The sequence below is a fragment of the Wolbachia endosymbiont (group A) of Epistrophe grossularia genome (assembly GCF_947251435.1).
Classification (GTDB): domain Bacteria; phylum Pseudomonadota; class Alphaproteobacteria; order Rickettsiales; family Anaplasmataceae; genus Wolbachia; species Wolbachia pipientis.
In genome coordinates, this window is record NZ_OX366363.1 from 250,427 (window position 1) to 272,665 (window position 22,239).

20 protein-coding genes, 2 tRNA genes and 2 pseudogenes are annotated in these 22,239 nt (G+C 34.7%); 10 read left to right on the forward strand and 14 right to left on the reverse strand.

The window, feature by feature from the left end; translation table 11 throughout:
- Window position 1: 1 nt before the first annotated feature.
- Window positions 2-1,498 (reverse strand): UDP-N-acetylmuramate--L-alanine ligase, encoded by a 1,497-nt coding sequence (gene murC / locus OPR28_RS01145; RefSeq protein ID WP_265023321.1) that lies wholly within the window; start codon window positions 1,496-1,498, stop codon window positions 2-4.
- Between the two features lie 26 nt (window positions 1,499-1,524).
- On the opposite strand from murC, the gene OPR28_RS01150 reads away from it, so the two are divergent.
- From OPR28_RS01150 to OPR28_RS01160, 3 genes are all read left to right on the forward strand, one after another.
- The gene (locus tag OPR28_RS01150; protein WP_320157037.1) at window positions 1,525-2,199 is read left to right on the forward strand and encodes a septal ring lytic transglycosylase RlpA family protein; all 675 of its coding nucleotides are present in this window, start codon (window positions 1,525-1,527) and stop codon (window positions 2,197-2,199) included.
- Window positions 2,200-3,130: 931 nt separating this feature from the next.
- Window positions 3,131-4,495, forward strand: a complete 1,365-nt coding sequence (locus OPR28_RS01155; protein ID WP_065095203.1) for an ankyrin repeat domain-containing protein — start codon at window positions 3,131-3,133, stop codon at window positions 4,493-4,495.
- Window positions 4,496-4,629: 134 nt separating this feature from the next.
- Window positions 4,630-6,117 (forward strand): type II secretion system protein GspD, encoded by a 1,488-nt coding sequence (locus OPR28_RS01160; protein ID WP_015588942.1) that lies wholly within the window; start codon window positions 4,630-4,632, stop codon window positions 6,115-6,117.
- Between the two features lie 7 nt (window positions 6,118-6,124).
- Here the strand turns inward: OPR28_RS01160 and OPR28_RS01165 are convergent, their stop codons facing one another.
- Window positions 6,125-7,063, reverse strand: coding sequence for a P44/Msp2 family outer membrane protein (locus OPR28_RS01165; RefSeq protein WP_265023322.1), 939 nt, complete (start codon window positions 7,061-7,063; stop codon window positions 6,125-6,127).
- A gap of 66 nt (window positions 7,064-7,129) precedes the next feature.
- A complete protein-coding gene (gene mtaB, locus OPR28_RS01170; protein ID WP_077188084.1) occupies window positions 7,130-8,356 on the reverse strand; it encodes a tRNA (N(6)-L-threonylcarbamoyladenosine(37)-C(2))-methylthiotransferase MtaB in 1,227 nt (408 codons plus the stop codon).
- A gap of 396 nt (window positions 8,357-8,752) precedes the next feature.
- Here mtaB and gatA point away from each other — a divergent pair, with 396 nt between their 5' ends.
- Window positions 8,753-10,222 (forward strand): Asp-tRNA(Asn)/Glu-tRNA(Gln) amidotransferase subunit GatA, encoded by a 1,470-nt coding sequence (gene gatA / locus OPR28_RS01175; RefSeq protein ID WP_264705071.1) that lies wholly within the window; start codon window positions 8,753-8,755, stop codon window positions 10,220-10,222.
- Window positions 10,223-10,537: 315 nt separating this feature from the next.
- On the opposite strand, the gene OPR28_RS01180 is transcribed toward gatA, so the two are convergent.
- On the reverse strand, window positions 10,538-10,996 hold the full coding sequence (locus OPR28_RS01180) for a hypothetical protein (protein ID WP_265023323.1): 459 nt from the start codon (window positions 10,994-10,996) through the stop codon (window positions 10,538-10,540).
- Window positions 10,997-11,081: 85 nt separating this feature from the next.
- Between OPR28_RS01180 and OPR28_RS07080 the strand changes: the two are divergent.
- Window positions 11,082-12,176 (forward strand): annotated as a pseudogene (locus tag OPR28_RS07080) (IS3 family transposase).
- Between the two features lie 46 nt (window positions 12,177-12,222).
- Here the strand turns inward: OPR28_RS07080 and OPR28_RS01195 are convergent.
- The 3 genes and pseudogenes from OPR28_RS01195 to OPR28_RS01205 all read right to left on the reverse strand — a co-directional run.
- Window positions 12,223-12,601 (reverse strand): annotated as a pseudogene (locus OPR28_RS01195) (IS4-like element ISWosp8 family transposase); the annotation flags it as partial.
- Between the two features lie 221 nt (window positions 12,602-12,822).
- Window positions 12,823-13,827, reverse strand: a complete 1,005-nt coding sequence (locus tag OPR28_RS01200) for a gamma-glutamyl-gamma-aminobutyrate hydrolase family protein (RefSeq protein WP_253303203.1) — start codon at window positions 13,825-13,827, stop codon at window positions 12,823-12,825.
- Between the two features lie 90 nt (window positions 13,828-13,917).
- Window positions 13,918-13,990 (reverse strand) — tRNA-Phe (locus OPR28_RS01205).
- A 79-nt stretch (window positions 13,991-14,069) separates the two neighbouring features.
- Between OPR28_RS01205 and coaD the strand changes: the two genes are divergently transcribed.
- Entirely contained in the window at window positions 14,070-14,576 is a 507-nt protein-coding gene (gene coaD, locus OPR28_RS01210) for a pantetheine-phosphate adenylyltransferase (protein ID WP_015589048.1), read from the forward strand.
- Window positions 14,577-14,644: 68 nt separating this feature from the next.
- Window positions 14,645-14,836, forward strand: coding sequence for a zinc-finger domain-containing protein (locus tag OPR28_RS01215; RefSeq protein WP_006279326.1), 192 nt, complete (start codon window positions 14,645-14,647; stop codon window positions 14,834-14,836).
- A gap of 16 nt (window positions 14,837-14,852) precedes the next feature.
- Here the strand turns inward: OPR28_RS01215 and OPR28_RS01220 are convergent, their stop codons facing one another.
- From OPR28_RS01220 to rpsB, 7 genes are read right to left on the reverse strand one after another with little or no spacing between them, the layout of a single operon-like run.
- Complete coding sequence (locus OPR28_RS01220) at window positions 14,853-15,479, reverse strand: phosphatidate cytidylyltransferase (protein WP_015589049.1); 627 nt, start codon at window positions 15,477-15,479, stop codon at window positions 14,853-14,855.
- The gene (gene uppS, locus OPR28_RS01225; protein ID WP_253303205.1) at window positions 15,469-16,164 is read right to left on the reverse strand and encodes a polyprenyl diphosphate synthase; all 696 of its coding nucleotides are present in this window, start codon (window positions 16,162-16,164) and stop codon (window positions 15,469-15,471) included. Before uppS ends, OPR28_RS01220 begins: the two co-directional genes overlap by 11 nt.
- Before the next feature lie 6 nt (window positions 16,165-16,170).
- Window positions 16,171-16,434: a hypothetical protein gene (locus OPR28_RS07020; protein WP_039964055.1), complete on the reverse strand. Its 264-nt coding sequence runs from the start codon at window positions 16,432-16,434 to the stop codon at window positions 16,171-16,173.
- Window positions 16,435-16,439: 5 nt separating this feature from the next.
- Window positions 16,440-16,997: a ribosome recycling factor gene (gene frr, locus OPR28_RS01235; RefSeq protein WP_007549203.1), complete on the reverse strand. Its 558-nt coding sequence runs from the start codon at window positions 16,995-16,997 to the stop codon at window positions 16,440-16,442.
- 7 nt (window positions 16,998-17,004) lie between these two features.
- Window positions 17,005-17,748: a UMP kinase gene (gene pyrH / locus OPR28_RS01240; protein WP_007549204.1), complete on the reverse strand. Its 744-nt coding sequence runs from the start codon at window positions 17,746-17,748 to the stop codon at window positions 17,005-17,007.
- Window positions 17,749-17,758: 10 nt separating this feature from the next.
- Entirely contained in the window at window positions 17,759-18,619 is an 861-nt protein-coding gene (tsf, locus tag OPR28_RS01245) for a translation elongation factor Ts (RefSeq protein WP_265023325.1), read from the reverse strand.
- A complete protein-coding gene (gene rpsB / locus OPR28_RS01250; protein WP_265023326.1) occupies window positions 18,600-19,448 on the reverse strand; it encodes a 30S ribosomal protein S2 in 849 nt (282 codons plus the stop codon). The genes tsf and rpsB overlap by 20 nt, the downstream gene beginning before the upstream one ends.
- A gap of 191 nt (window positions 19,449-19,639) precedes the next feature.
- On the opposite strand from rpsB, the gene OPR28_RS01255 reads away from it, so the two are divergent.
- The 3 genes from OPR28_RS01255 (at window position 19,640) to glmS (ending at window position 22,126) form a co-directional block, all read left to right on the forward strand.
- Window positions 19,640-19,716 (forward strand) — tRNA-Asp (locus OPR28_RS01255).
- Between the two features lie 137 nt (window positions 19,717-19,853).
- On the forward strand, window positions 19,854-20,225 hold the full coding sequence (gene yajC, locus OPR28_RS01260; RefSeq protein ID WP_155968557.1) for a preprotein translocase subunit YajC: 372 nt from the start codon (window positions 19,854-19,856) through the stop codon (window positions 20,223-20,225).
- Window positions 20,226-20,305: 80 nt separating this feature from the next.
- Window positions 20,306-22,126, forward strand: coding sequence for a glutamine--fructose-6-phosphate transaminase (isomerizing) (gene glmS, locus OPR28_RS01265; protein ID WP_265023750.1), 1,821 nt, complete (start codon window positions 20,306-20,308; stop codon window positions 22,124-22,126).
- The last annotated feature ends 113 nt before the right edge of the window (window positions 22,127-22,239 follow it).

Here is a 22,239-nt window from a genome sequence, read left to right on the forward strand (position 1 = left end):
ATTAAACCTTAACTTCCGCAATAAGTGCTGCAGTTTCCTTTGCCAATTTAGCTATATTACTACCAGCACCAATAAATAATACTATATCACCTGGACTTGTCGAATCACTAATAAAATGTGAAATGAGCAAAGCATCATTCATAATTTTTGTGTTATTAAATCCATTACTGATTAAAGCTTTTTGTATATCATCAATTCCACAACCAGAAATGGGCTTATCTTCTGGAGGATGAACAGGAGTAAGGATGACATAATCAAACATCATGAAAATTCGTATGAATTCATCAAAAAAATTACGAATGCGAGCAAAACGAAGTGGTTCGATAATTCCTATTACTTTTCCTTTAGTAATTGAACGTGCAGCCGTTAAAGTTGCATATATTTCATTTGGATGATGGGCATAATCCTCAATTAACTTAACACCTTTAATATTGGCAATCAAAGAGAATCTTCTTGCTACTCCTTGAAATTCCAAAAGGCCTTTTTTAATATCTGCATCGCTAATTCCGAGCTTTATCGCAACTGATATTGCAGCTAGGGCGTTGCTTACTTTGTGAATTCCAATTGCATTTGATAGTACTATGTTTTTTAAAGGGCTGGATCCCAGTGTCACGCACTGGGATGACATCTCTGTACACTTTCCTTTTGTCATTCCAGCACGTAATGCTGGAATCCAGTTGTTCAACACATCAAATTCTATGCTGTTAGCATGCTGTTTAATGTTGCTGGCTCTTATGCTACCATTCTCAAACCCAAACGTTATAGAATTACCCGCATCATAATCGATGTCTACAGAATCAGGTAAAACTGCAGAACCTGCATTATTCACGAATTGGGAAAATGCATTTTTGATATTATCAAATGTGCCGTAATAATCTATGTGGTCATTGTTGATACTCGTTATAACAGCAATATTTGCAGGAATTTTTAGCATGGTTCCATCAGACTCATCAGCCTCGATCAGAAAAGTGTCACTCTTTCCAAGTTTTGAATTACTCTGATACGAATTTAGTATTCCTCCTACAATTACAGTTGCATCAATATTAGAATGATCAAAAATGGAAGCAATCATAGCTGTTGTTGTTGTCTTTCCGCTTGAACCTGAAACCGCTATCACATATTTACCTTTCATAATTTCAGCAAGTATGTCTGATCTATGCAAAACGGTTTTATTGTTATTTTTTGCCGCAATTAACTCCACATTATCAGATTCTATTGCAGAAGAATGTACAACTATTTGAGCTTGGCTTATATTATTAGCATTGTGACCAATATAAACCTCTATACCTAGCTTTTGTAACTTATTTATATTGTCGTTTGATTGTGCATCACTGCCTTGAACTTTGTAATTGGAATTGTGAAGAATTTCAGCAATAGCGCTCATTCCGATTCCACCTATACCAATAATATGTATTATTCCTTTTTGAGTTTTGTTAATATTTAGCAGTAGATGTTTACTCATTACTAAATTTATTATAGTATAATTTAAAATCCTCATAGTATCGAACCCTCTTACCGAATACAATGATAAAAAACCTAACCTTTCTATGTCTAATATTTGGTTTGATAAGTAGCTGCAGTTTTAGCAACAGGTTTAACTGCACTGCAGGTCATTATAAAATTGGCAGCAGCTACACAATAAATGGTATAACTTATTATCCAAAAAACTGTAAACACTATGAAGAGATAGGGACAGCGTCGTGGTATGGAATAGAAGATCATGGCACGCTTACAGCAAATGGTGAAGTGTTTAACCGTCACTTGATCTCTGCAGCGCATAAGACTTTGCCCCTACCCTGCTTTGTTCTTGTCACTAATTTAGAAAATGGAAGAAAGCTTGTTACAAGGGTTAACGATAGAGGACCATTTATTGAAGGTAGAATAATAGACTTATCAGAAAAAGCAGCTCAAGTCTTAGGATTTCATAAATCTGGGCTTGCAAAAGTAAAAGTCCAATACCTAAGAAAGATGTCAGAACAATTGATACAAAATACTCCTTATTACAGAAAGCAGTATGAAAAAGAAATACAGAAACGTCACCCAAAACAAGACAATGCAGAAAGTAAGGGATATGTTGCATTTTTTAAAAGTGCTCAGGCTGCTAAATCAGCTGCATCAAAGCTTCGCAATCAAGGAATAAAAAATGTTAGATTGCTTTTTAAGAACGATCAATATTGCGTGAAAGTGAGTTATAGGTAGTGGTGAGTGCAGAATTTGAAAGATTTGGTTAATGTAAGGAACGCTGGCTAACTATTGTAAGTTAAAAATGTGATATAAAAAAGATATCAACAATTTATAGCTATACCACCGCGATATCTCTTAGCCGCTAACACGTAGCGGAATGACGAGCTTATCGTCACGCCACCGCTAACCGTCATACCGCGATTTATTCGCGGTATCTCAGCCGGCTAACAAGTAGCGAAATGACAGCAATCCTACGTCATGCCGCCGCTAACCGTCATACCGCGATTCATTCGCGGTATCTCAGCCGCTAACAAGTAACGGGATGACGAGCTTATCGTCATGCCACCGCGAACCGTCATGCCGCGATTCATTCGCGGTATCTCAGCCGCTAACAAGTAGCAGAATGACAGCAATCCTACGTCATACCGTCACGGTATCTCTAGATCCCGCTAACAAGTAGCGGGATACTTGACCTTTACAGGGATGACAGTTGTCGTTTAGCTATAAATGTTAAGAAATTTACCAAATAAAAAAAAAGGCAAAGAAACCCTAGGGTAGCTAGTATTCAAATTCTCCCTTGTCTATTTGACGTCTTTTACTGTCTTAAACACTTTATAAGCGCGTTTCGGCTTGTATAGGTAGAAACCTAAAAGTTTTATAAAGACATGAGGTGCACATAGTGCAAAAAATTAAGCATGATTTACGCCAAATACATTAAGTTTTTTGTCATTAATCCACTGCAGAGATTGCGAAGATAAATAAATAGCTTCAGTTTCATGATAAGAGGGCTGGCGGAGTTTGTCAAGTAAGTTTTTCGTTTCATCCAATGCGCTGCCAAAAGTTTGTTATGCAAGAATGCACTAGCCATTTCTCACAGATTCATTTAAACTTAATCAAGTAGGAGTATTATTAACGCGAAAAGAGTTTAATTAGAGATTTAAGTGATATGGCGCGTGAGGAAGATATAAACCAATTAGTAGAAAATGGATTTGATATTAACTCAAAAGATGCAAGTGGAATCACTCTCTTGCATAAGTTCACAAAAGAAGGCGATTTAGTTGGAGTAAAGTCATTACTAGAGCACGAAGCTGATTTCAATGTCGTAGACAACGAAAATAGAAACCCTCTGCATTACGCCATTATGCATGGACACAAGAAAGTTGCTAAACTTTTTGTTAACCAACTGACAATTAATTCCAAGGATAAAAATGGATTCACTCCACTGCACCTTGCTGCACTACAAGATGACACGGAATTAATAGATTTTTTGATAACAAAAGGCGCAAAAATTAATGAAAAAGATGCCAAAGAGGGCTATACTCCTCTTCATATAGCTTCACTATACGGTTCTAAAAAAAGCGTCCAAATTTTAATTGATAGCGGAGCAAATCTCGAATGTGAAGATAACAATTTTCGTACTCCTTTGTTTTTAACCATTTATCAATGCACCGCACATTATGACAGCAGAGCAGAAATTATAGAATATCTGATAAAGAAAGGTGCAAATATAGAAGCCAAAGATGCAGAAAATAACACTACGCTTTTCCTAGCAGCGTATAACAACAAAATGCAAATAGTAAAACTTATTGCAAAAAAACAGCAAGCAAGTAACGATAAAATTAAACTTAAAGAGTTTTTTTGCACAAAAAACAACCATGGTTTTGATGCGTTAGATTGCGCTATTGAGCATAATAATAGAAAAATGGTAACATTTCTTGTTTCAAAGGGAATAGAAGCAAACGATCAAGATTTTAATGGTAACGCTAGGCTGCATAAAGCTAGCCATAATGGTAACACTAAAACAGTTAAGCTCTTATTGAAGCTTAAGGTAAACGTTAATGCTGTTACTAAATGTAACAGAACTCCCTTGCTACTCGCAGTTAAAAAAGGCCATACACAAATTGTGAAAATGTTATTGGAAGTTAGAGCCAATATGAACATTTGTGAGCAACAAGGTTTTGCACCTCTACATCTTGCTGTTCAAAAGGATTATTTTGATATAGCTCAGTTGTTAACAGAAAAAGGTGCAGACCTTAACATTAAGTGCAATAACGGTCATACCGCAATAGATATGTTCATTAGCAAGGCTCATAGCAAAAAAAACATCGAAGAAAATTACAAAAAATTTTGTAGATTTTTGATGCTTTACCTGAAAGAGCTACATAGTAAACACAAAGCCTGTTGTATACTTTCAACCCTAGCTCTAAGCTTAACAATTATAGGCTTACCATTTATTTTCAAGCCTATTATTAAATACAGAGAAAGAAGTAAAATATATAAAAAAATTAGGGCTATGCTGGTCTACATTTAAGTACAAGAAGAGTATACAAAAAATACATAGCCAAAGCTAATACACGACAATTATCTGCTCGATGAAAATGAGATTAAATACATTTTTAATATTTTTATAGAAATCTATTAGTATAGATTTTGTATGCTGTTCTAATGGCTATTTTTAAATGCTTAATACTCCTCTTCATTATTTCTTGCACACATCTACCTACCAAGCAATATCCTATTAACATAGACAATTATAAGCACGATTATCCGTTGCAACAATATAACACCTCTTTGGAGATTAATGAACCGGCAATACCAGAAATTATGCCTTTACCAATAGAGTTTCCCGATCTCACAATCAGTAATCAGCTTATTTCTATTAATGTTAGTGAAGAAGTATCAGTAAAGGATTTGCTGATTGAGATAGGAAAACTTTCTGACGTTAACTTGGATATGGACCCAAAAATATCAGGTAATATTATTTTAAAGCTAAAAGATAAGGATATAAACGAAGTAATTCAGAGTATAGCAAATAGCGCCAAACTGCGTTACTCAACAAGTAATGGTGTAATTAGAATTGAGCAGGACTTGCCATACGCACAAAATTATTACGTAGACTTCATCAATATTCAACATTCTGCTCAAAGCAGTTTCGTCATTAATAACAATATTACTAACAGTGATGGAAGTAACGTTGATAGGGACTATAACAATGTTATGAAGTCTCAATACAGTAGTGACTTATGGAATTCATTAGAAAAAGGCTTGAATGCAATAATGGATGTTAACGGGGTGGATGATGGCGAATTCCTTTCATCCAACAGAGAAGCTGGTGTTATTATTTTGAATGCTAGAAAAGATATCCACAAAGCTGTTGAAGAATATATTAATAAGGTTAAGAAGTTAGCGTCTTCTCAAGTAATGATAGAGGCAAAAATAGTTGAAGTTGTGCTAGATGACAAATACCTTTCTGGTATGAACTTAAATGACTTACAAGATGGAACTAAGTCTATAATAAATCAAGATAACTCCATTATTAACCTAGCAATGAACTTTGGTGCAAATGATCTAGGAGATTTAGTAAAAAATTTAGACAAATTTGGCACTTCAACTGTAATTTCAAGCCCCAGAGTACATGCTATAAATAATCAGCAAGCGATGATTTCATTTACTAAAAACCATATTTATTTTACCTCCGATATACAAAAAGATACTAGAAACTCTAATCAGACCTTAATTACCAAGATGAATAGCGTCCCAATAGGTGTTGTGCTAATAATCCACCCAAGCATTAACATTGATACTAGTGAAATATTCATGGATATACATCCAACTTTATCAAGAATTAACGGCTACACTAAAGATCCAGATATAGAGTACGTCGCACAGCAGAGTAAAATGAAATTAAATAGCGACATTCCAATTGTTGAAATCAGAGAAATGAACTCTATGTTAAAAATTAAGAGCGGTGAAATTATGGTAATCGGCGGGCTTATAGAACATAGAGAAGATAAGCAAAGCTTATTGCATCAGAAATCAAAAAGGCTAGCGAATAATATTAGAACAGTAGAAACTGTCATTTTTTTAAAAGCAACAATTGTACCAACATTTGGTTTGTTAGATAGAAAAGATAAGAATTTATATATATATTAAATTATCACTAAAAATTAAATATCAAACCAACTTCAATATTGTGAGTAGATATGTCATCTGCAACAGGTATCGGAACGCTAAAGTAACGATAGCCGAGAAAGGTTTTGATTTCTGGGATTATTGAATAATCAACACCAAGTTTTATTTGATAAGCAAACCAAGGAACATTCAGTGGCATTGAATTTTGGGGTGACCCATTAATCCTTTTTAATCTAAAAACTGTTGGTCCTATACCAAGACCGATGTACGGAGCAAATTGTGTATCCTGAACGCTGGGATTATAATAGAAGTTTAACAAAAACGCAAATATACTTGCTGATTTATCAAATACCGGAGGAGAATTACTATCTTCAATATTGGCTATAGAATACGCGGCTTCAAAATCAATTTTACCATTTTCTCCAGCATAGTAACCTAAAGACATGCTGCTAAACCACTGGAAATCAATTTTACCATCAAATTGCTGTATACTTTTAATTTCATCTGCCACTATATTTTTTATTATAAAACCATAATGACTTTCAACTAAAGTTAGGACTCTTTTTCCTATTTCTTGTATACCCTTTACAAATGTTTCTGAATTATCATGGTATACCTTACCACCGTTAGCGCTAACATAAAAATCAAGTTTTTTTGATTTTTCTTTTGTAGGCTCAGCTTGATCTGCAATACGTGACCACATATTTTTCTGATCAGCTACTTGGAGAATAGAAGGTTGTTCAATAGGACTATTTTCAGGTTCTTGATATTTTAAATCCTCTGTTAGTACTTCTTTTTCAGTAACCTCTTTAGAATGCATTACATCTTCATTATTGTCCGTTTCTAGTTTTAAGAGTTGTGTTCCAATAACTTGTTCAACGTGTACATAATTACCGATATAAGTAATAAAAAAATAGACACATGAAATTAAAATCAAAAATAAAGTAATAGATCTTTTAGTTATCACAAATGAACCCATAATTATCATTTATAGTATAACCATCATATCATATATTTCTTTAATGTACAAAAATTAAGAAAGAGTATTTCCAATTAAATAATTATTCTCTACGCCTGTAACATTAACTTTCACAATACTTTTAGCTTGCGCTCTTGATTCAAGCTTTATTAATGCAAAATTTTCTGCTCTACCGACATTATTTTGCTCAACCAGAACACTTTGCTTAGTGTTGATCAAGGATTGACAAAAACTGCTCATAATTTCTTTATTTACTTCTCTTAAATTTTTTACTCGTTCTTTACGCACATTCTCTGGTACTTGTGGCATTCGTGCAGCAGGTGTATTTTTCCGCTCTGAATATGGAAAAGCATGTAGGTAAACTATATTTGTTTTTTTCAGTAAATCAACTGTATCCTGAAACATTTCATCAGTTTCTGTTGGAAATCCAGCAATAATATCAGCGCCAAATGCTATATTAGGCCTCAAGCTCTTCATTTTATGACAAAATTCTATCACTTGTTCTCTGTTGTGACGACGCTTCATTCTCTTTAGTATTAAATTATTACCAGATTGTAGACTCAAATGTAAATGAGGCATAAGTCTTGACTCATTAGCTATTAAATCCATTAATTCGTCGTCAACTTCAGCAACATCGATAGAGGAAAGTCTTAGCCTCTTCAACTCTGGTATATCCTTTAAAACTCTCCTAATCATTGAACCAAGTGATGGCTTACCCAACAAATCTGTACCAAAGTCAGTAATATCAACCCCTGTAAACACTACTTCTTGATATCCATTTTCTACAAAGATCCTGATTTGCTCTATAATACTGTTTATTGGCACAGATCGATTATTCCCTCTTGCCTCAGTAATTGAACAAAATGTGCAGCTATGATTACAACCATTTTGAATTTCAATAAATGCCCTTGACTTATCTTCAAATCCATTAATTAGAACAGGTTCTACTTGGTTATCACTGACCAAGATTTTATCGTCATTTAGTAAGTAATTTTCAGCTTTTAGCTTATCTTGATTACCGAGCACTTTACTTACACCAGGAATGCTACTGTAAACTTCTGGATCCAACTGAACAGCACAACCAACTACGATAATTTCTTTATTTGGATCATTTTTGTAAATCTTACGTATCTTTTGCTTTACCTGACGTTCTGCTTCGTTTGTCACTGCACAGCTATGCACCACAACAACATTTTCTCTCTTTGCTTTTTTTAATGCTTCTTTGATTAACTCGCTCTCGTAAAAATTTAGACGACAACCAAATGTTATCACTTCATTCATGTTAGTATTTTTTGCTTTAATAGACCTAAATTATATCAAATATCCAAGCAAAGTCTCTTGCATGACTATTTTTTTGTAAATAAATGCTATGCAAGCAGCAGACACTGGGATCTCAACGATTTTCACTCAGACACAGTATCACTCCTTTGCTTATTATAGTCTTTTGACCTTTGACCTTTTTAAGATACAATCCGGATTGGATACTGAGTTGGTGAGTATAAAAGTATAGCTTCTACGTCATACCGCTGCGGTATCTCTTAGCCGCTAACAAGTAGCGGGATGACGATTGTCGGTGAATCTAAGTTACCTTAGCTACATTTCTAGCTGTAACTATAAATGTATGGATTTTTTATCGTGCCATGTTATAATTAACGTCTTGCTAAAAATTAAATATTGATGAATGAACTAAGAAAGTTAAGTATTACACAAATGCATGACGGGCTCAAAAAAAAGAGTTTTTCTGCCGTTGAACTCGTAGAGGCGCACATCAGTGCGGTTGAAAATGAGAAATTAAATGCATTTATAACAAAAACCCCAGAGATAGCAATGAAAGCTGCTAAAGCTGCAGATGAACATTTCTCTAGGCAAAAGGATGATTTAATCTCGCCGCTCATGGGTGTACCAGTTGGCATCAAAGATCTATTCTGTACAAAAGGAATAAAAACAACAGCATGCTCAAAAATGCTGGAAAATTTCGTTCCGACTTACGAATCTACGGTGTCTGACTTGCTTTTAAAAAGTGGAGCAGCCATGCTCGGTAAGCTTAATATGGATGAATTTGCTATGGGTTCTGCGAACACAAATAGCTATTTTGGCCCTGTTGAAAATGTGTGGATTAGAAAAAGTGATGGGGAAAAAGTTGTTCCTGGTGGATCATCTGGTGGATCTGCAGCATCGGTTGCTGGATTTTTATGCGCTGGAGCGTTAGGGAGCGACACCGGTGGATCTGTACGCCAACCAGCAGCTTATTGTGGAGTAGTTGGAATAAAGCCAACTTATGGAAGATGCTCGCGTTTTGGTATGATTGCATTTGCGAGTTCTCTGGATCAAGCAGGAGTCATTACTCGTTCTGTCTCTGATTCAGCATTAATGCTGGAAGCAATTTGTGGCTATGATACAAAAGATTCAATATCGAGCGAAAAGCCAGTGCCTAAATTTTCTAGCTTTATAAATGGTGATGTCAAGGGTAAGTGTATTGGTATACCAAAAGAATATAGGATGGATGGAATTTCAGAGGAAATAGTTCATAATTGGGAAAGAGTTGCTTCCTATTTAAAAGAAAATGGCGCTGAAGTTGTTGACATTACTCTGCCACATACTAAATATGCAATACCAGTCTATTATTTAATCTGTTCTGCTGAAACTTCATCCAATCTTGCTTGTTACGATGGTGTGCGTTATGGATTAAGGGTTGATGCTGATACCCTTGAAGAAATGTATTCACTAACAAGAGCAGAAGGTTTTGGTAAAGAGGTGAAAAGAAGAATTTTAATTGGCGCTTATGCGCTTTCTTCAGGTCATTATAATGAATATTACGAAAAAGCGCAGTGCATTAGGGCATTAATCAGAAATGATTTTATAAAAGCGTTTGAAAAAATAGATTACATACTTGTGCCATCTGCTCCAACAGAAGCTTTTGGCTTAAATGAAAAGCCAGATCCGTTAATTATGTGCATCAATGATGTGTTTACTGTGCCGGCAAGTCTGGCAGGATTGCCTGCTATTTCTGTTCCTGTTGGGCTCTCCAATGAGGGTTTACCACTTGCCTTGCAAGTGATTGGAAATTATTATGATGAAGCTGGAATATTAAATGTGGCAAGTGTGATAGAGCAAAATTGCGGCAGAATAATTAGACCTCTTGCATAATCTATTTTTTGATAGTAATTTTTGCATTAAAATTTGCTTACGCTCCTCAACGTACTCTATGGTTCCATTTTTAGATGAATAGCAAAAACAGGGTATATTAATCTGTTTACAAAATTTTCGTGTAACAGTTCACACTTAATTAAACAGACTGAATTCTGTAATTTTGGGATGTTGAAAAATTTACCTCACGTTGTCATTCCAGCGCATAACGCTGAAATCCAGATTTATAGAAACGAAAAAACTTGCTTGACACATTTTGCCAACCCCCTTATTATGATGTGTAGTACAATGATACAAATTAAGAATTCCCCCATCCTATGCTGGTTCTTCGATCTGAAATCCTACTTCTACCTGATCACAACCAATGTTAATTTGTCCTATTAATGCTTTAATAATGCCGCGCTTAGTTTGCCAATCTAGCTGTTCCAGGTTCGATTTTACACTAGAATAAAAATTCTTTATGCTATTTATAATAAGACTTATTCCTTTTTCTACTGCCTTCTGATCAACTACCTTTTTTTTCTCTTCTTCTATCCCTTGTAAGCGTTCTTTCATTTTTCTCATTGTCTGTTTAAATTCTTCCTCGCTTATATATCCTTTCTCTCCTGCATTTTCTTGACTATAATAATCTTCCATTAATTTTTCGATACCTTCTTTTATTTGATTTTCTCTTCTTGCAAACTTTTTCTCTGATGATTCATCATTTTTATTTTCTAATACTCTACGTTGGTATTCCTTTTTTATCATCTCTGGGTTTTTTAGTACATCTTTCACCTTTTCCCATACTGACCTTACCCAGAAAAAGTGGAGAGAAAGAAAGGAGTTTTTTCGGGTAAAATAAAATTTTGGAGGATTAGAAATGGCAAGAGAATATACGGCAGAATTCAAATTGGAAGCTGTTAAGCTGGCAAATGAACAAAGAAAGGCAGGTCAAACAATTACAAAAATAGCAAAGGATTTAGGAATAAAGGGTGGTTTATTAGGAAAATGGATAAAGAAACACAACGAAAAAAAGTCAGCAGCAGATGCATTTCCAGGTAGAGGTAACATGGCTCCTTACGACAAAGAGAGGTTTGATTTACAAAGAGAGTTAGCAAGAGTAACAAGGGAAAGAGACATTTTAAAAAAAGCCCTGGCCAGTCAAAAAGAGTAAAATATTTTTTTATATAGTAACTGCTATAAAGTACAGGAATTATGTAGGATTTTCTGCTAGTGGCTACTATAAGTGGACCACAAGAAAAATAAGCAGTAGAGAATCAGCAAATAAAGAGTTATTAGCAGATATTCAAAAAATATATCAAGCTTCTAAATGTAGATATGGAGCTCCTAAAATTCATGCTGAATTAAAGGCTTTGGGTAAAAGTTGCAACTTAAAAACAGTGCAAAGTATTATGCAGAAAAATGGTATTCAGGCTATATTGAGAAGAAAATTTAAAATTAAGAAACAACAAACGGACAGTAGCTCCCAATATATTAGACCAAAACTTTATTGTCGATCAACCAAATAAAGTATGGGATTACTTATATAAAAACCAAAGAAGGATGGCTATATTTGGCAACAATAATCGATCTATATTCACGCATGGTAGTTAATGAGCAGTTCAATAAATAAACAATAGGTTATGGACTCTTTATTAATGGCCGTTAACAAGCGTAAACCTGCCAAAAATCTACTATTACATAGTGATCAAGGTTCACAATATACTTTGCAAGGTTATCAATATCTCTTATCCATAAAAAACATAGATGAGTCATAAAGGTTGTTGTTACGACAATTCTGTTGTGGAAAGCTTCTTCAGTTCTCTAAAAAGGGAGTTACCAATAGACACCTCTCGGCACTCTAAACAGCATATCAAAACTGCTATATTTGAATATATAGAAATTTTTTATAACAAACAACGTCACTATTAACTATTGCATTCCTGAGCATTTTGATTCATCATTCTCTTTGTGAAAAACATTCCAAACTTTCTCTCCACTTTTTCTGGGTAAGGTCAGTTTCCATTTGGTTCAAACTCGGATACAATTTCCCCAGAGCTGGGTAATCTCATACCAGAACCATCTGCTGCAATAAGTCTATAGCCTCTCCAACTCAGGTTCATCCTGATAGGCTGTTTGGATGCTTAAATTCTTGAAAGCCTGTATGGCAAATCTTATACCTTGCTTTAGAAAAAGCTTGCTTTGAGGGTACATGTCAATGGCTCCATAAGTTCACATTCTATTCCCAAACTTTTTTTAACTAACTTTAAAATCATAGAAAATACTGTCGAAAAAGGAAGTTTTCTTGTTCGTGTAAAACTCAACACAATGGATTTTCTGAAAAGTTTTCGAGTATATTGCATTTTTAATTTGTAAGATAAGATCTTTTCCTTTTTGCATGCCTCACCTAAAAAAGACACATTTTAAACTTTTTTGTTGCAATAAAATAGAAACAAAAGTGCTGTCCCTTGCACTCTTTGGATAATTTAATGATAAAAAATTTGGAGAGAAATTTTATACACTATCGCTGATATTTTTCCTTAAGTTGACGCCATTGCCTGAACGGATACATGACAAATCTATCGTTTATCAAATCGTCGGTAAGCCTAAAGCTATAGCCATTAAGCACGATAAAGAAAATCATTCATAATCGCTATAGCAACTAGTGTAGACACTTGACGTTCCTTGTGATTTGATAAATAGAGGTTTTTATCTGACTTCACAACAAGGGCTTCTGGATGACTTTGAAAGTGAACATTACCATGCTTATCTTCAATAGCCTCTATTACCCCCTCACTGGAAAATGCTGCAACTTTATATCCAAGTGACTCCAATTTTCTTCTATTTTCTGGTGTATTACTTACTGCTCCTGAATGAGCATCTGGAAAATATGTTGAAAACCAACCATTTTCATCAGGTATTAGGAATTTGGCTACTACTTCTGCTAAACGACTATTTGGAACAATCTTTATCTGTTGTAAAGGCACATCTTCCTGCTTTGGATTAAGCGCTGACATTAAATGGGTCTTTTGCTGTCTTTCATAACCCGCTACTTCAATTCCTTTTGCACGCATAATGTCTTGTAACCCACCACATATGCCAAGTAAATGAATTGCAGGATTGTCATCTACTATTTTTACAATTGCTTTAGTAGCAAGATCGTTGTAAAAATCAGCAATGCGAGTTTTTGGCTGATGAAGATCATTTAGAATAAATATTCTATTTATCTTTTGCTCTTTAATGAATCGTGCAACTTCAATTTTTATTCGGTCTAGTGCTAGCGCCAACACTTCATCTTGTTTTGCAAAGATAAGCGACTTTTCTTGGATTCCTGTTAGGTTAATTATTTTATTGTAATCAATGAGTACGGTTTTAACTCCAAAATTATTGAATATCTCATAAATTTGAGATACCTCACGCCCAAATGCTCCTTCCTTTTTCAACAAACCAACAACTATGTCATTATTTACTGTATTTTCTGCCGTCAAGACAGTTGACGCTGGTTCTTCTTTTCTGGTTACATGTTGAGATGCCGGTTTTTCACTAACGCCAGCATAAGTAATATTGCTTAATAATAGAACTATAATTAATAAGATATTAAATATTCTGCTATAATATCTATACATATAGTTTACCCTCTCAACACTTATATCAATATCATAACATATTATAGAACGTTTTACAACAAAAAGGTAAATTTGGTAAGAAAGAGAAGGTGGCCTGAGCAGGAATCGAACCAGCGACACAAGGATTTTCAGTCCTTTGCTCTACCAACTGAGCTATCAGGCCAACTGTATACTTTTATTTTTAGATAAAAAATGTTATTATGTCTATCAAAAGTTTTTAAAGTAGTTTATAAAAATAAAGGATGAACATTAATGACAAAATAGGAATCTACCCTGGCACATTTGACCCTATAACTTTTGGGCATATTGACATAATCAAAAGAGCGTGTAAACTAGTCGATAAATTAATAATAGGAGTTGCAGAAAACGTTAATAAGCATACTGCCTTTGACACAAAGCTACGCACAAGCATGGCTGAAAATGAAATCAAAGGACTAGGAATTGATGCAGATGTTATATCTTTTAATGGGTTGCTAGTGAAGTTTGCCAAAGAGCAGAATGCTTCTGTTATTATTAGAGGATTAAGAGCAGTGTCGGATTTTGATTACGAGTTTCAAATGAGTTGGGTAAATTATAAACTTCTTCCTGAAATCGAAACCATATTTCTTCCCGCTTCTGAAGATACTCAATTTATCTCATCAAGCTTTGTAAAGGAAATAGCAAGATTAGGAGAAGATGTTAGCAAATTTGTATCAAAAGGTGTTCAAAACGAATTGATTAACCTGAATAGGATAAAAAATGGAGAATAGTGCTTGTTGTTTTTTATTTCTGAATGGGTATATTCAATATATAAAATGTTATAAGCTAAAGGAGCAGCATGTCAAAAGTGAGGGTTAATAATAGAAAAGTTTGTTGTCATGGTGATGAGAATGATGAGGGTTCCGGCCATCCATTAATATATTTAGATATGGGAGAAGAAGAGGAAATAGCCTGCCCTTATTGTGAAAAGACGTTTGTCCATGACTGCACTGTAGAAGCGGTTGGGGAGCTGACTAGGGATGAGCTCTAATGGCACTTCTGCAGACTTAGCTTATGTAAATAGCAATAAGAGGGGCAGTAAAAATGAAACTGTCCATACGGTCGAGCACTCCCCCATGGCCAGGTATCATATTTCCACTATCTTTAACACCGTAAGCTCTTTTAACAAGCGACTCAGTGAAATCGCCAAGTTGCGCTAGAATAGCAATTGCAAGGCCAATGATTGGAGAATAAAAAATTGAAAATAGACCAAAAAATATTGATCCAAAAATTGTGCACACTACTCCAGCTAAAATCGCACCAAGAAGTCCTGTCCAAGTTTTTCCAGGGCTAAGAATTGGGCAAATTTTAGCTCCACCAAAATTCTTGCCAAATAGGTAGGCAGTAACGTCAATTCCCCAAATGGTTAAGACGAACCATACTAATGCGTATTTTCCCTGTGGTAGATTATATAAATATATTAATGAGGCGCTTGGTAGTGCAATCAATAATAATGCAAAAACGTATAAAATTTTATTTCCTTGGGTTAGATTATACCATTCAAAAGAAGATAAAACTGCTATTGAAAAAATCAATAGGTAAAACGATAAATCACTAAAATATGTAGCAAAGGAAAATATGAATAATATTACTATTGAGGACAACATTCTAATTATAAAATTATTATCTACCATATTTTTTCTCTCTTTTTGTATAATCTTCTAATGCTTTACTCAAATCTTGACAAGAAAAATCAGGCCATAAAGTATCACAAAAATACAATTCAGCATAAGCTGCTTGCCATAATAAAAAGTTGCTTAACCTTTTTTCGCCGCCAGTGCGAATTAATAAATCCAATTTTGGCAAATCTTTAGTATACAGAAATTTTTCAAATTCCTCTTCTGATACATAAGCAATATTTTCTTTTATAATATTGCTTATAGCTTGTGTAATTTCTTGCTTTGCTCCGTAACTGACTGCCACAGTGAGTAATAAACCATCGTTCTTATGTGTCATTTCTTCTGCTTTTTTAATTTGATCCAATATTTTACTGGATAACAGACTTAAATTGCCAATAAAATTCAACTTAATGTTACAGTTGCAAATGAAATTGACTTTATCTTCATTAGTTAAAACGGAGTAAAATAAATCAAATAGACAGTCAATTTCGTTTTTGGGTCTAAGCCAATTCTCCATAGAGAATGCATACAAAGTTAAGTAGGGTATGGTTAGGTCCGTACAATACTTGGCAATATCGTATGCAACTTCACTGCCCTTTTTATAACCATCAATTTTTACTCTTCCTTGATTGTTTGCCCATCTACCATTACCATCCATAATAATTGCTAAATGTTTCGGTAAAGATTCTTGATTCAACATTTAAATTTAACCTAATTTTGACTTGAGTGAAATTTTTTGGATTTCAATGGACACCTGGAAGGTGTCAGCTACTTGCATGACAGGAAGAGAGTTACTGTAGTGACACCAATAGTTGATACTTGAATGCAAAATTGGTGTCATCCCGGTGCTCCGACACTGGGATCCAGGAAATTTGATTTCAAACAAGTGCATCAGATAGTTGTATAGTAAAGACTGGATTCCAGTGTCAAGCACTGGAATGACATCATTTGCTATGTAAGCTTTCTCCATATCATTTAGTGATTCAGTATATCCTTTTCTTTGATGGACAATTCACCATCAATTTTTTTTATATTATTATCAGTAATATTTTGTATTTCCTTTTTAGCACCATGAAAATCATCTTCTGAGATTTCTTTATTTTCCTTCATTTTTTCTGTTTCTTCCATAATATCTCTACGTATATTTCTAATGGCAATCCGTGCATTTTCAGCAAACTGATGCAATAATTTCACTAATTTTTCACGGGTTTCTTGTGTTAAGTCCGGAAGAGCTATACGTATGGTATTGCCCTCAACAACAGGATTTAAATTCAAGTTGGCATTTAATATAGCATTTTTCACTTCACCGACAACATTAATATCCCAAATTTTAATTGATAGAGTTTTGTTATCTATAACCGAAACACCTGCAACCTGATTTAACTTTTGATGTCCACCATAGATATTTACAACTATACCATCAAGCAACGATGCGCTAGCTCTACCAGTGCGTACGCCTTTAATATCATCATGAAAGGACTGAATAGTTTTTAGCATTCTTTCTTTTGTTTTAGCTTTTATTTCATTTAACATAAATTACCTAATGTTTACAATCTGAAACTATAGTATAAGTACCTTGACCCTTAATAATATTGACTATTTTTTCTCCCTTCAAAGAAAAAACTATAATTGGAATAGAATTCTCACGAGCAAGTGAAATTGCTGATGCATCCATAACTTTTAAATCACGAGTCAATAAATCCGTGTAAGAAAGCCTATCATACATTACAGCATCCTCATTTTTTTTCGGATCAGCGGAGTATACACCATTTACTTGCGTACCCTTTAGAATAACATCACAATTCATTTCAACAGCACGTAAGGCTGCAGCTGTATCTGTAGTAAAAAATGGGTTGCCTGTGCCTGCTGCAAAAATTACCACTCTACCTTTTTCTAAATGACGAATAGCTTTCCTTCTTATGTAAGGTTCACATACAGTGGCCATGGGTATTGCAGATAATACCCTAGAAGCTATTAAATTTTTTTCTAAAAAGTTTTGTAAAATTAAAGCATTGATTATAGTTGCAAGCATTCCAATATAATCACTACTTGCTCTTTCACAGCCACTTAAAGACGCAGATGTGCCACGAAAGATATTACCACCACCAACAACAATACATACCTGAACTCCAAGCCTGTTAATATCAGCTATATCTTTGCACAATTGGCTTATTATTCCCATATCATAGCCAAAAGACTGTGACCCCATTAAAGCTTCACCAGAAATTTTAAATAACACTCTGGAATATTTTATTTCGCTTTTTTCATTTATTGAGGGAAACATTTTTTACCATTTAGTTTGCACCACCCAAAACAAGTAACTTGTAATTAGATAATTTAATAGCACTCATCTCGCTTGATTTTATAAAATCAGAAACCTTCATTTTATCATCCTTTATGAACTTTTGTTCTAGTAAAACAACTTCTTCATAGTACTTAGCCATTCGTCCATCTACTATTTTTTTTGCTACTTCTTCAGGTTTATTTAAGCTCCTCACTTGCTCTTCAATTATAGAACGTTCGTTGTTCAACTTCATTTGATCTAAATCATCTATAGACAAAGCTTCAGGCTTCATAGCAACTACATGCATAGCTATTTGTTTCCCAATCTCTTGTAGCTTCGCCTTATCACCAGATGATTGCAATGCAATTAAAGCACCAATCTTACCTAAGCCACACACATCACCATGTACGTAGCCAGCAATAACTCCATCCTTAGCTTCTAAGTAACAAAGCTTGCTTAACTCTAGCTTCTCACCAAGAACTGACGTACCATTCATAATAGCTTCCTGCACTGTGCCAATGCTTTCATACTTGGCATTTTTTAACTCATCAACGCTAGTACAGCGTTCTTGATGAGCAATTGATGCTAAATTTAAAACTAACTCTATAAATTTCTCATTCCTTGCGACAAAATCGGTTTCGCAATTGAGTTCAATCAATACACCACAATTTTCAGTCAAACACATAGCAACGAGCCCATCTGAAGCTACTCTATCAGATTTTTTGTCAGCTTTAGCAAGACCTATTGTACGTAACTTATCAACGGCTTTCTTAATGTCACCATCACATTCTTCTAATGCTTTTTTACAGTCACTTAAGCCAAGCCCTGTTCTATCACGTAATTCTCTTATATCATCTGGATTCATCTTCATTTGTTACTACCTCCCTTTCTTCTTCTTTGTAAACTTTACTACGTCTCCTTTTAGTTTGCACAATAACATCTTCTTTTTCTTGAATAAACTCATCACCCCTTATATCATCAATCTTAACTCCAGATTTTGCTAGACTAGACTCTATTCCAGCTAATATAGAGTCGGTAACTAATTTACAATAGAGCTCTATTGATTTTCTTGAGTCATCATTTCCAGGTATTAGATAAGTAATACCATCTGGATCAGAATTAGTATCAAGTATTGCAACTATTGGAATTCCTAACTTCTTAGCCTCCTTAACCGCTATATGCTCTTTATTAGTATCAATGATGAATAAGATATCAGGAATTGCTCCCATTTCTCTAATACCGCCAAGCGCCTTATCAAGCTTTTGCTTTTTCTTTTCAATGTTTCCCAATTCTTTCTTTGTTAAAATGCTATCCTCGTCATTTAATATTTTCTCATATTGCATCAAGGTTTTTATCGAAGAAGAAACAGTGCCCCAATTAGTAAGCATACCACCAAGCCAACGATGATTCACATAATATTGACCACAACGAATCGCTTCACTTGCAATAATATCAAAAGCTTGAAACTTTGTACCAACAAATAGAATGCGACCACCTTGAAATGCAACGTCATATAAAGCCTTCATGGCCACCTGTAGCAATGGTAGTGTTTTTCGCAAATCAATTATATGTATACGATTTTCTTGATGCACTCCATATATGTATGGAGCCATTTTTGCGTTCCAGCGACTAATTTTGTGACCAAAATGTACACCAGATTCAGCTAAATCACGCACAGTGACTTTAGGCAAATTTGTCATATATCATTCCTCCAAATAGTTTATCTTCCATGGCATAACCCTAATGGGACTACTTGTACAAGCCATGTGTGAAATTAAATTATTTACATAGTAATAGAAAAGACAGCAAAGCGCAAACAAAAAATATTGACAAAGGGCAACATGTTTATTAGCTTTAAAGTTGAAGCCCGAAAACGCTAAAAAGAAATTAGGGGGGTGTAGCTCAGTTGGTTAGAGCGCATGCCTGTCACGCATGAGGTCGTGAGTTCAAGTCTCATCACTCCCGCCATATTAGTTTTAGCATAACTTAGAATTCGCAGTATTATTGCCGGTATTGAGAAACGCCTTCACCAAACTTGACATGGCATGGTATTGTAATTAATACTTAAATAGGTTTGTTTTTATCATTAACAATTAGGATTAAATATGCTCATTTCTGAAGTTTTTGCAGCAGATGCAACTAGCAATACATCAAGTATCGGCGCATCTTTTGCTAGTTTTACTCCATTGATTTTAATATTTGTGGTATTTTATTTTCTCATTATTCGCCCGCAACAAAAAAAACTAAAAGAACATAGAAAGATGATAGATCAAATAAAACGTGGTGATACAGTCATTACTTCTGGTGGAATAATAGGTGAAGTTAACAAGGTTGATGGAGCAAATGCACAATTTATAATAGAAATAGCACCAAAAGTTGAGATAAAAGTTCTAAAGTCCGCTATATCTGAGGTTTTAAGCAAAGAAACTCAAAAAGTAGCAGCTAAACCAATTAAAAAGGTAAAATCGAAAGAATGATAAAAAGAATATAAATCAACCAGTAATAAAGGCAAAAATGCTTAACATGTTTAGAAAAAAGTTTGTTTGGTGATCCATTTGTGTGCGGAATATTTGGTGTAGTAAGTAGCGGTGATTCAGTAATACCAACCTTACTAACTGGGTTACAAAAATTGGAATATAGGGGATATGATTCCTCAGGTATAGCAATCATAAATAACGAAGGTAAGATAGAAGTCAAAAAATCAGAAGGTAAAGTCGAAAGGTTATGTGAAGTTGTTGATGACAGCAAGATGTCTCACAGTACAGTTGGTATAGCACATACTCGCTGGGCTACACATGGAGTCCCAGGCCTTAAAAATGCTCACCCCATTCGTACAAATAACGTTGTTGTTGCTCATAACGGCATAATTGAGAATTACAATCTGCTAAAAAAGGGCCTAGAAGAAAGGGGCATGTCATTCCATACTGACACTGACACAGAGATCATACCAAACATGCTAACCTTATATCTCGATGAAGGATTGTCGCCAGTTGATTCTCTATTTAAGTGTTTAAACAACTTACATGGCTCATTTGCCTTGGTCTTATTATTTGCAGAATATCCAGACGCCTTATTTGTTGCGAAGAGAAATTTGCCTTTAGCAATAGGCTATAACTGTAACACAGTGTTTGCTGCATCTGACTCTAATGCTTTAAGTGCATTTGTGGAAAAAATATCGCATTTGGAAGATGATGACATTGCAGTGATAAAATCTAGTGGAGTTAGTATATACAACAATGGTACACAAGTTAAACGCAGTATAGAAAATAGTAGTCCAAGTGATTTTCTAATTAGCAAAAATGGTTACCCTAGCTTCATGTTAAAAGAGATTTTTGAGCAACCGCGTGCATTAAACAAAACAATAAATCAATTTTACAAGCAATATAAAGAGGTAATATTTGCTAACAAAAAATTGTTTTCTGAGCTGAGTTACATTACTATAGTTGGATGCGGGTCATCTTATTTTGCTGGGCTAATAGCAAAGTATTGGCTGGAAAATGTCGCTCAAGTTCGAGTATATCTAGAAATCTCATCAGAATTTAGGTATAGCAACGTCAAGCTGGAAGAAGGCAGCATTGGGTTATTTATCTCTCAATCTGGCGAAACTGCAGATACCATAGAAGCGCTGCGTTATGCGAAATCACAGAAGCAAACAATCATAAGTATAACTAATACATTTAGCAGCAGCATTGAAAAGATCTCAGATATTGTGTTACATACTCTTGCTGGGCAAGAAATTGGTGTTGCTTCAACAAAAACCTTTTCTGCGCAACTTGCAACTTTAGCATGCTTTGCCGTGGAGCTTGGAAAAATAAAAGGTATACTGGGTGGAGAGAGAATAAAACAGCTAAGCAGTGCTATCAATTCTATTCCCGAGTATGTTGAGCACGTTTTGAATGTGATGAAAATACAACATATATCGGGCAGTATATTAGAACACAATAACGTTATTTTAATCGGCAGAGGAAGTTCATACGGAGTTGCAATGGAAGGCGCATTGAAAATAAAAGAGCTTTCATATATCAATACAACTGGTATTGCAGCGGGAGAAATGAAGCATGGTTCTATTGCTTTAATAGACTCTACTGTGCTTGTTATAGCAATTATCCCTTATGATGATTTATTCTTTAAAACGCTATCTAATATACAAGAGATTATTGCAAGAAAAGGCAAAGTAATTGCCTTCAGTGATAAACAAGGAGCGCCATTCCTAAGGGGAGTTTGCGCAGATGTGGTGCAACTTCCAGACACTGATAATTTTATCTCTCCAATCATCTACAGTGTTGCTATGCAATTCCTTGCTTACTTTACTACAGCAAAAAAAGGGTTAGATGCAGATTGTCCAAGAAATTTAGCTAAGTCTGTCACGGTTGAGTAGTCCATTTAAAGTTAAAGCTAAACTTCTAATTAAGGTAACCAGACTGCATTCTGTGATTTTTAGCAAAACACGATACACAATCGTCATTCCGCTACTAATTAGCGGAATCTATG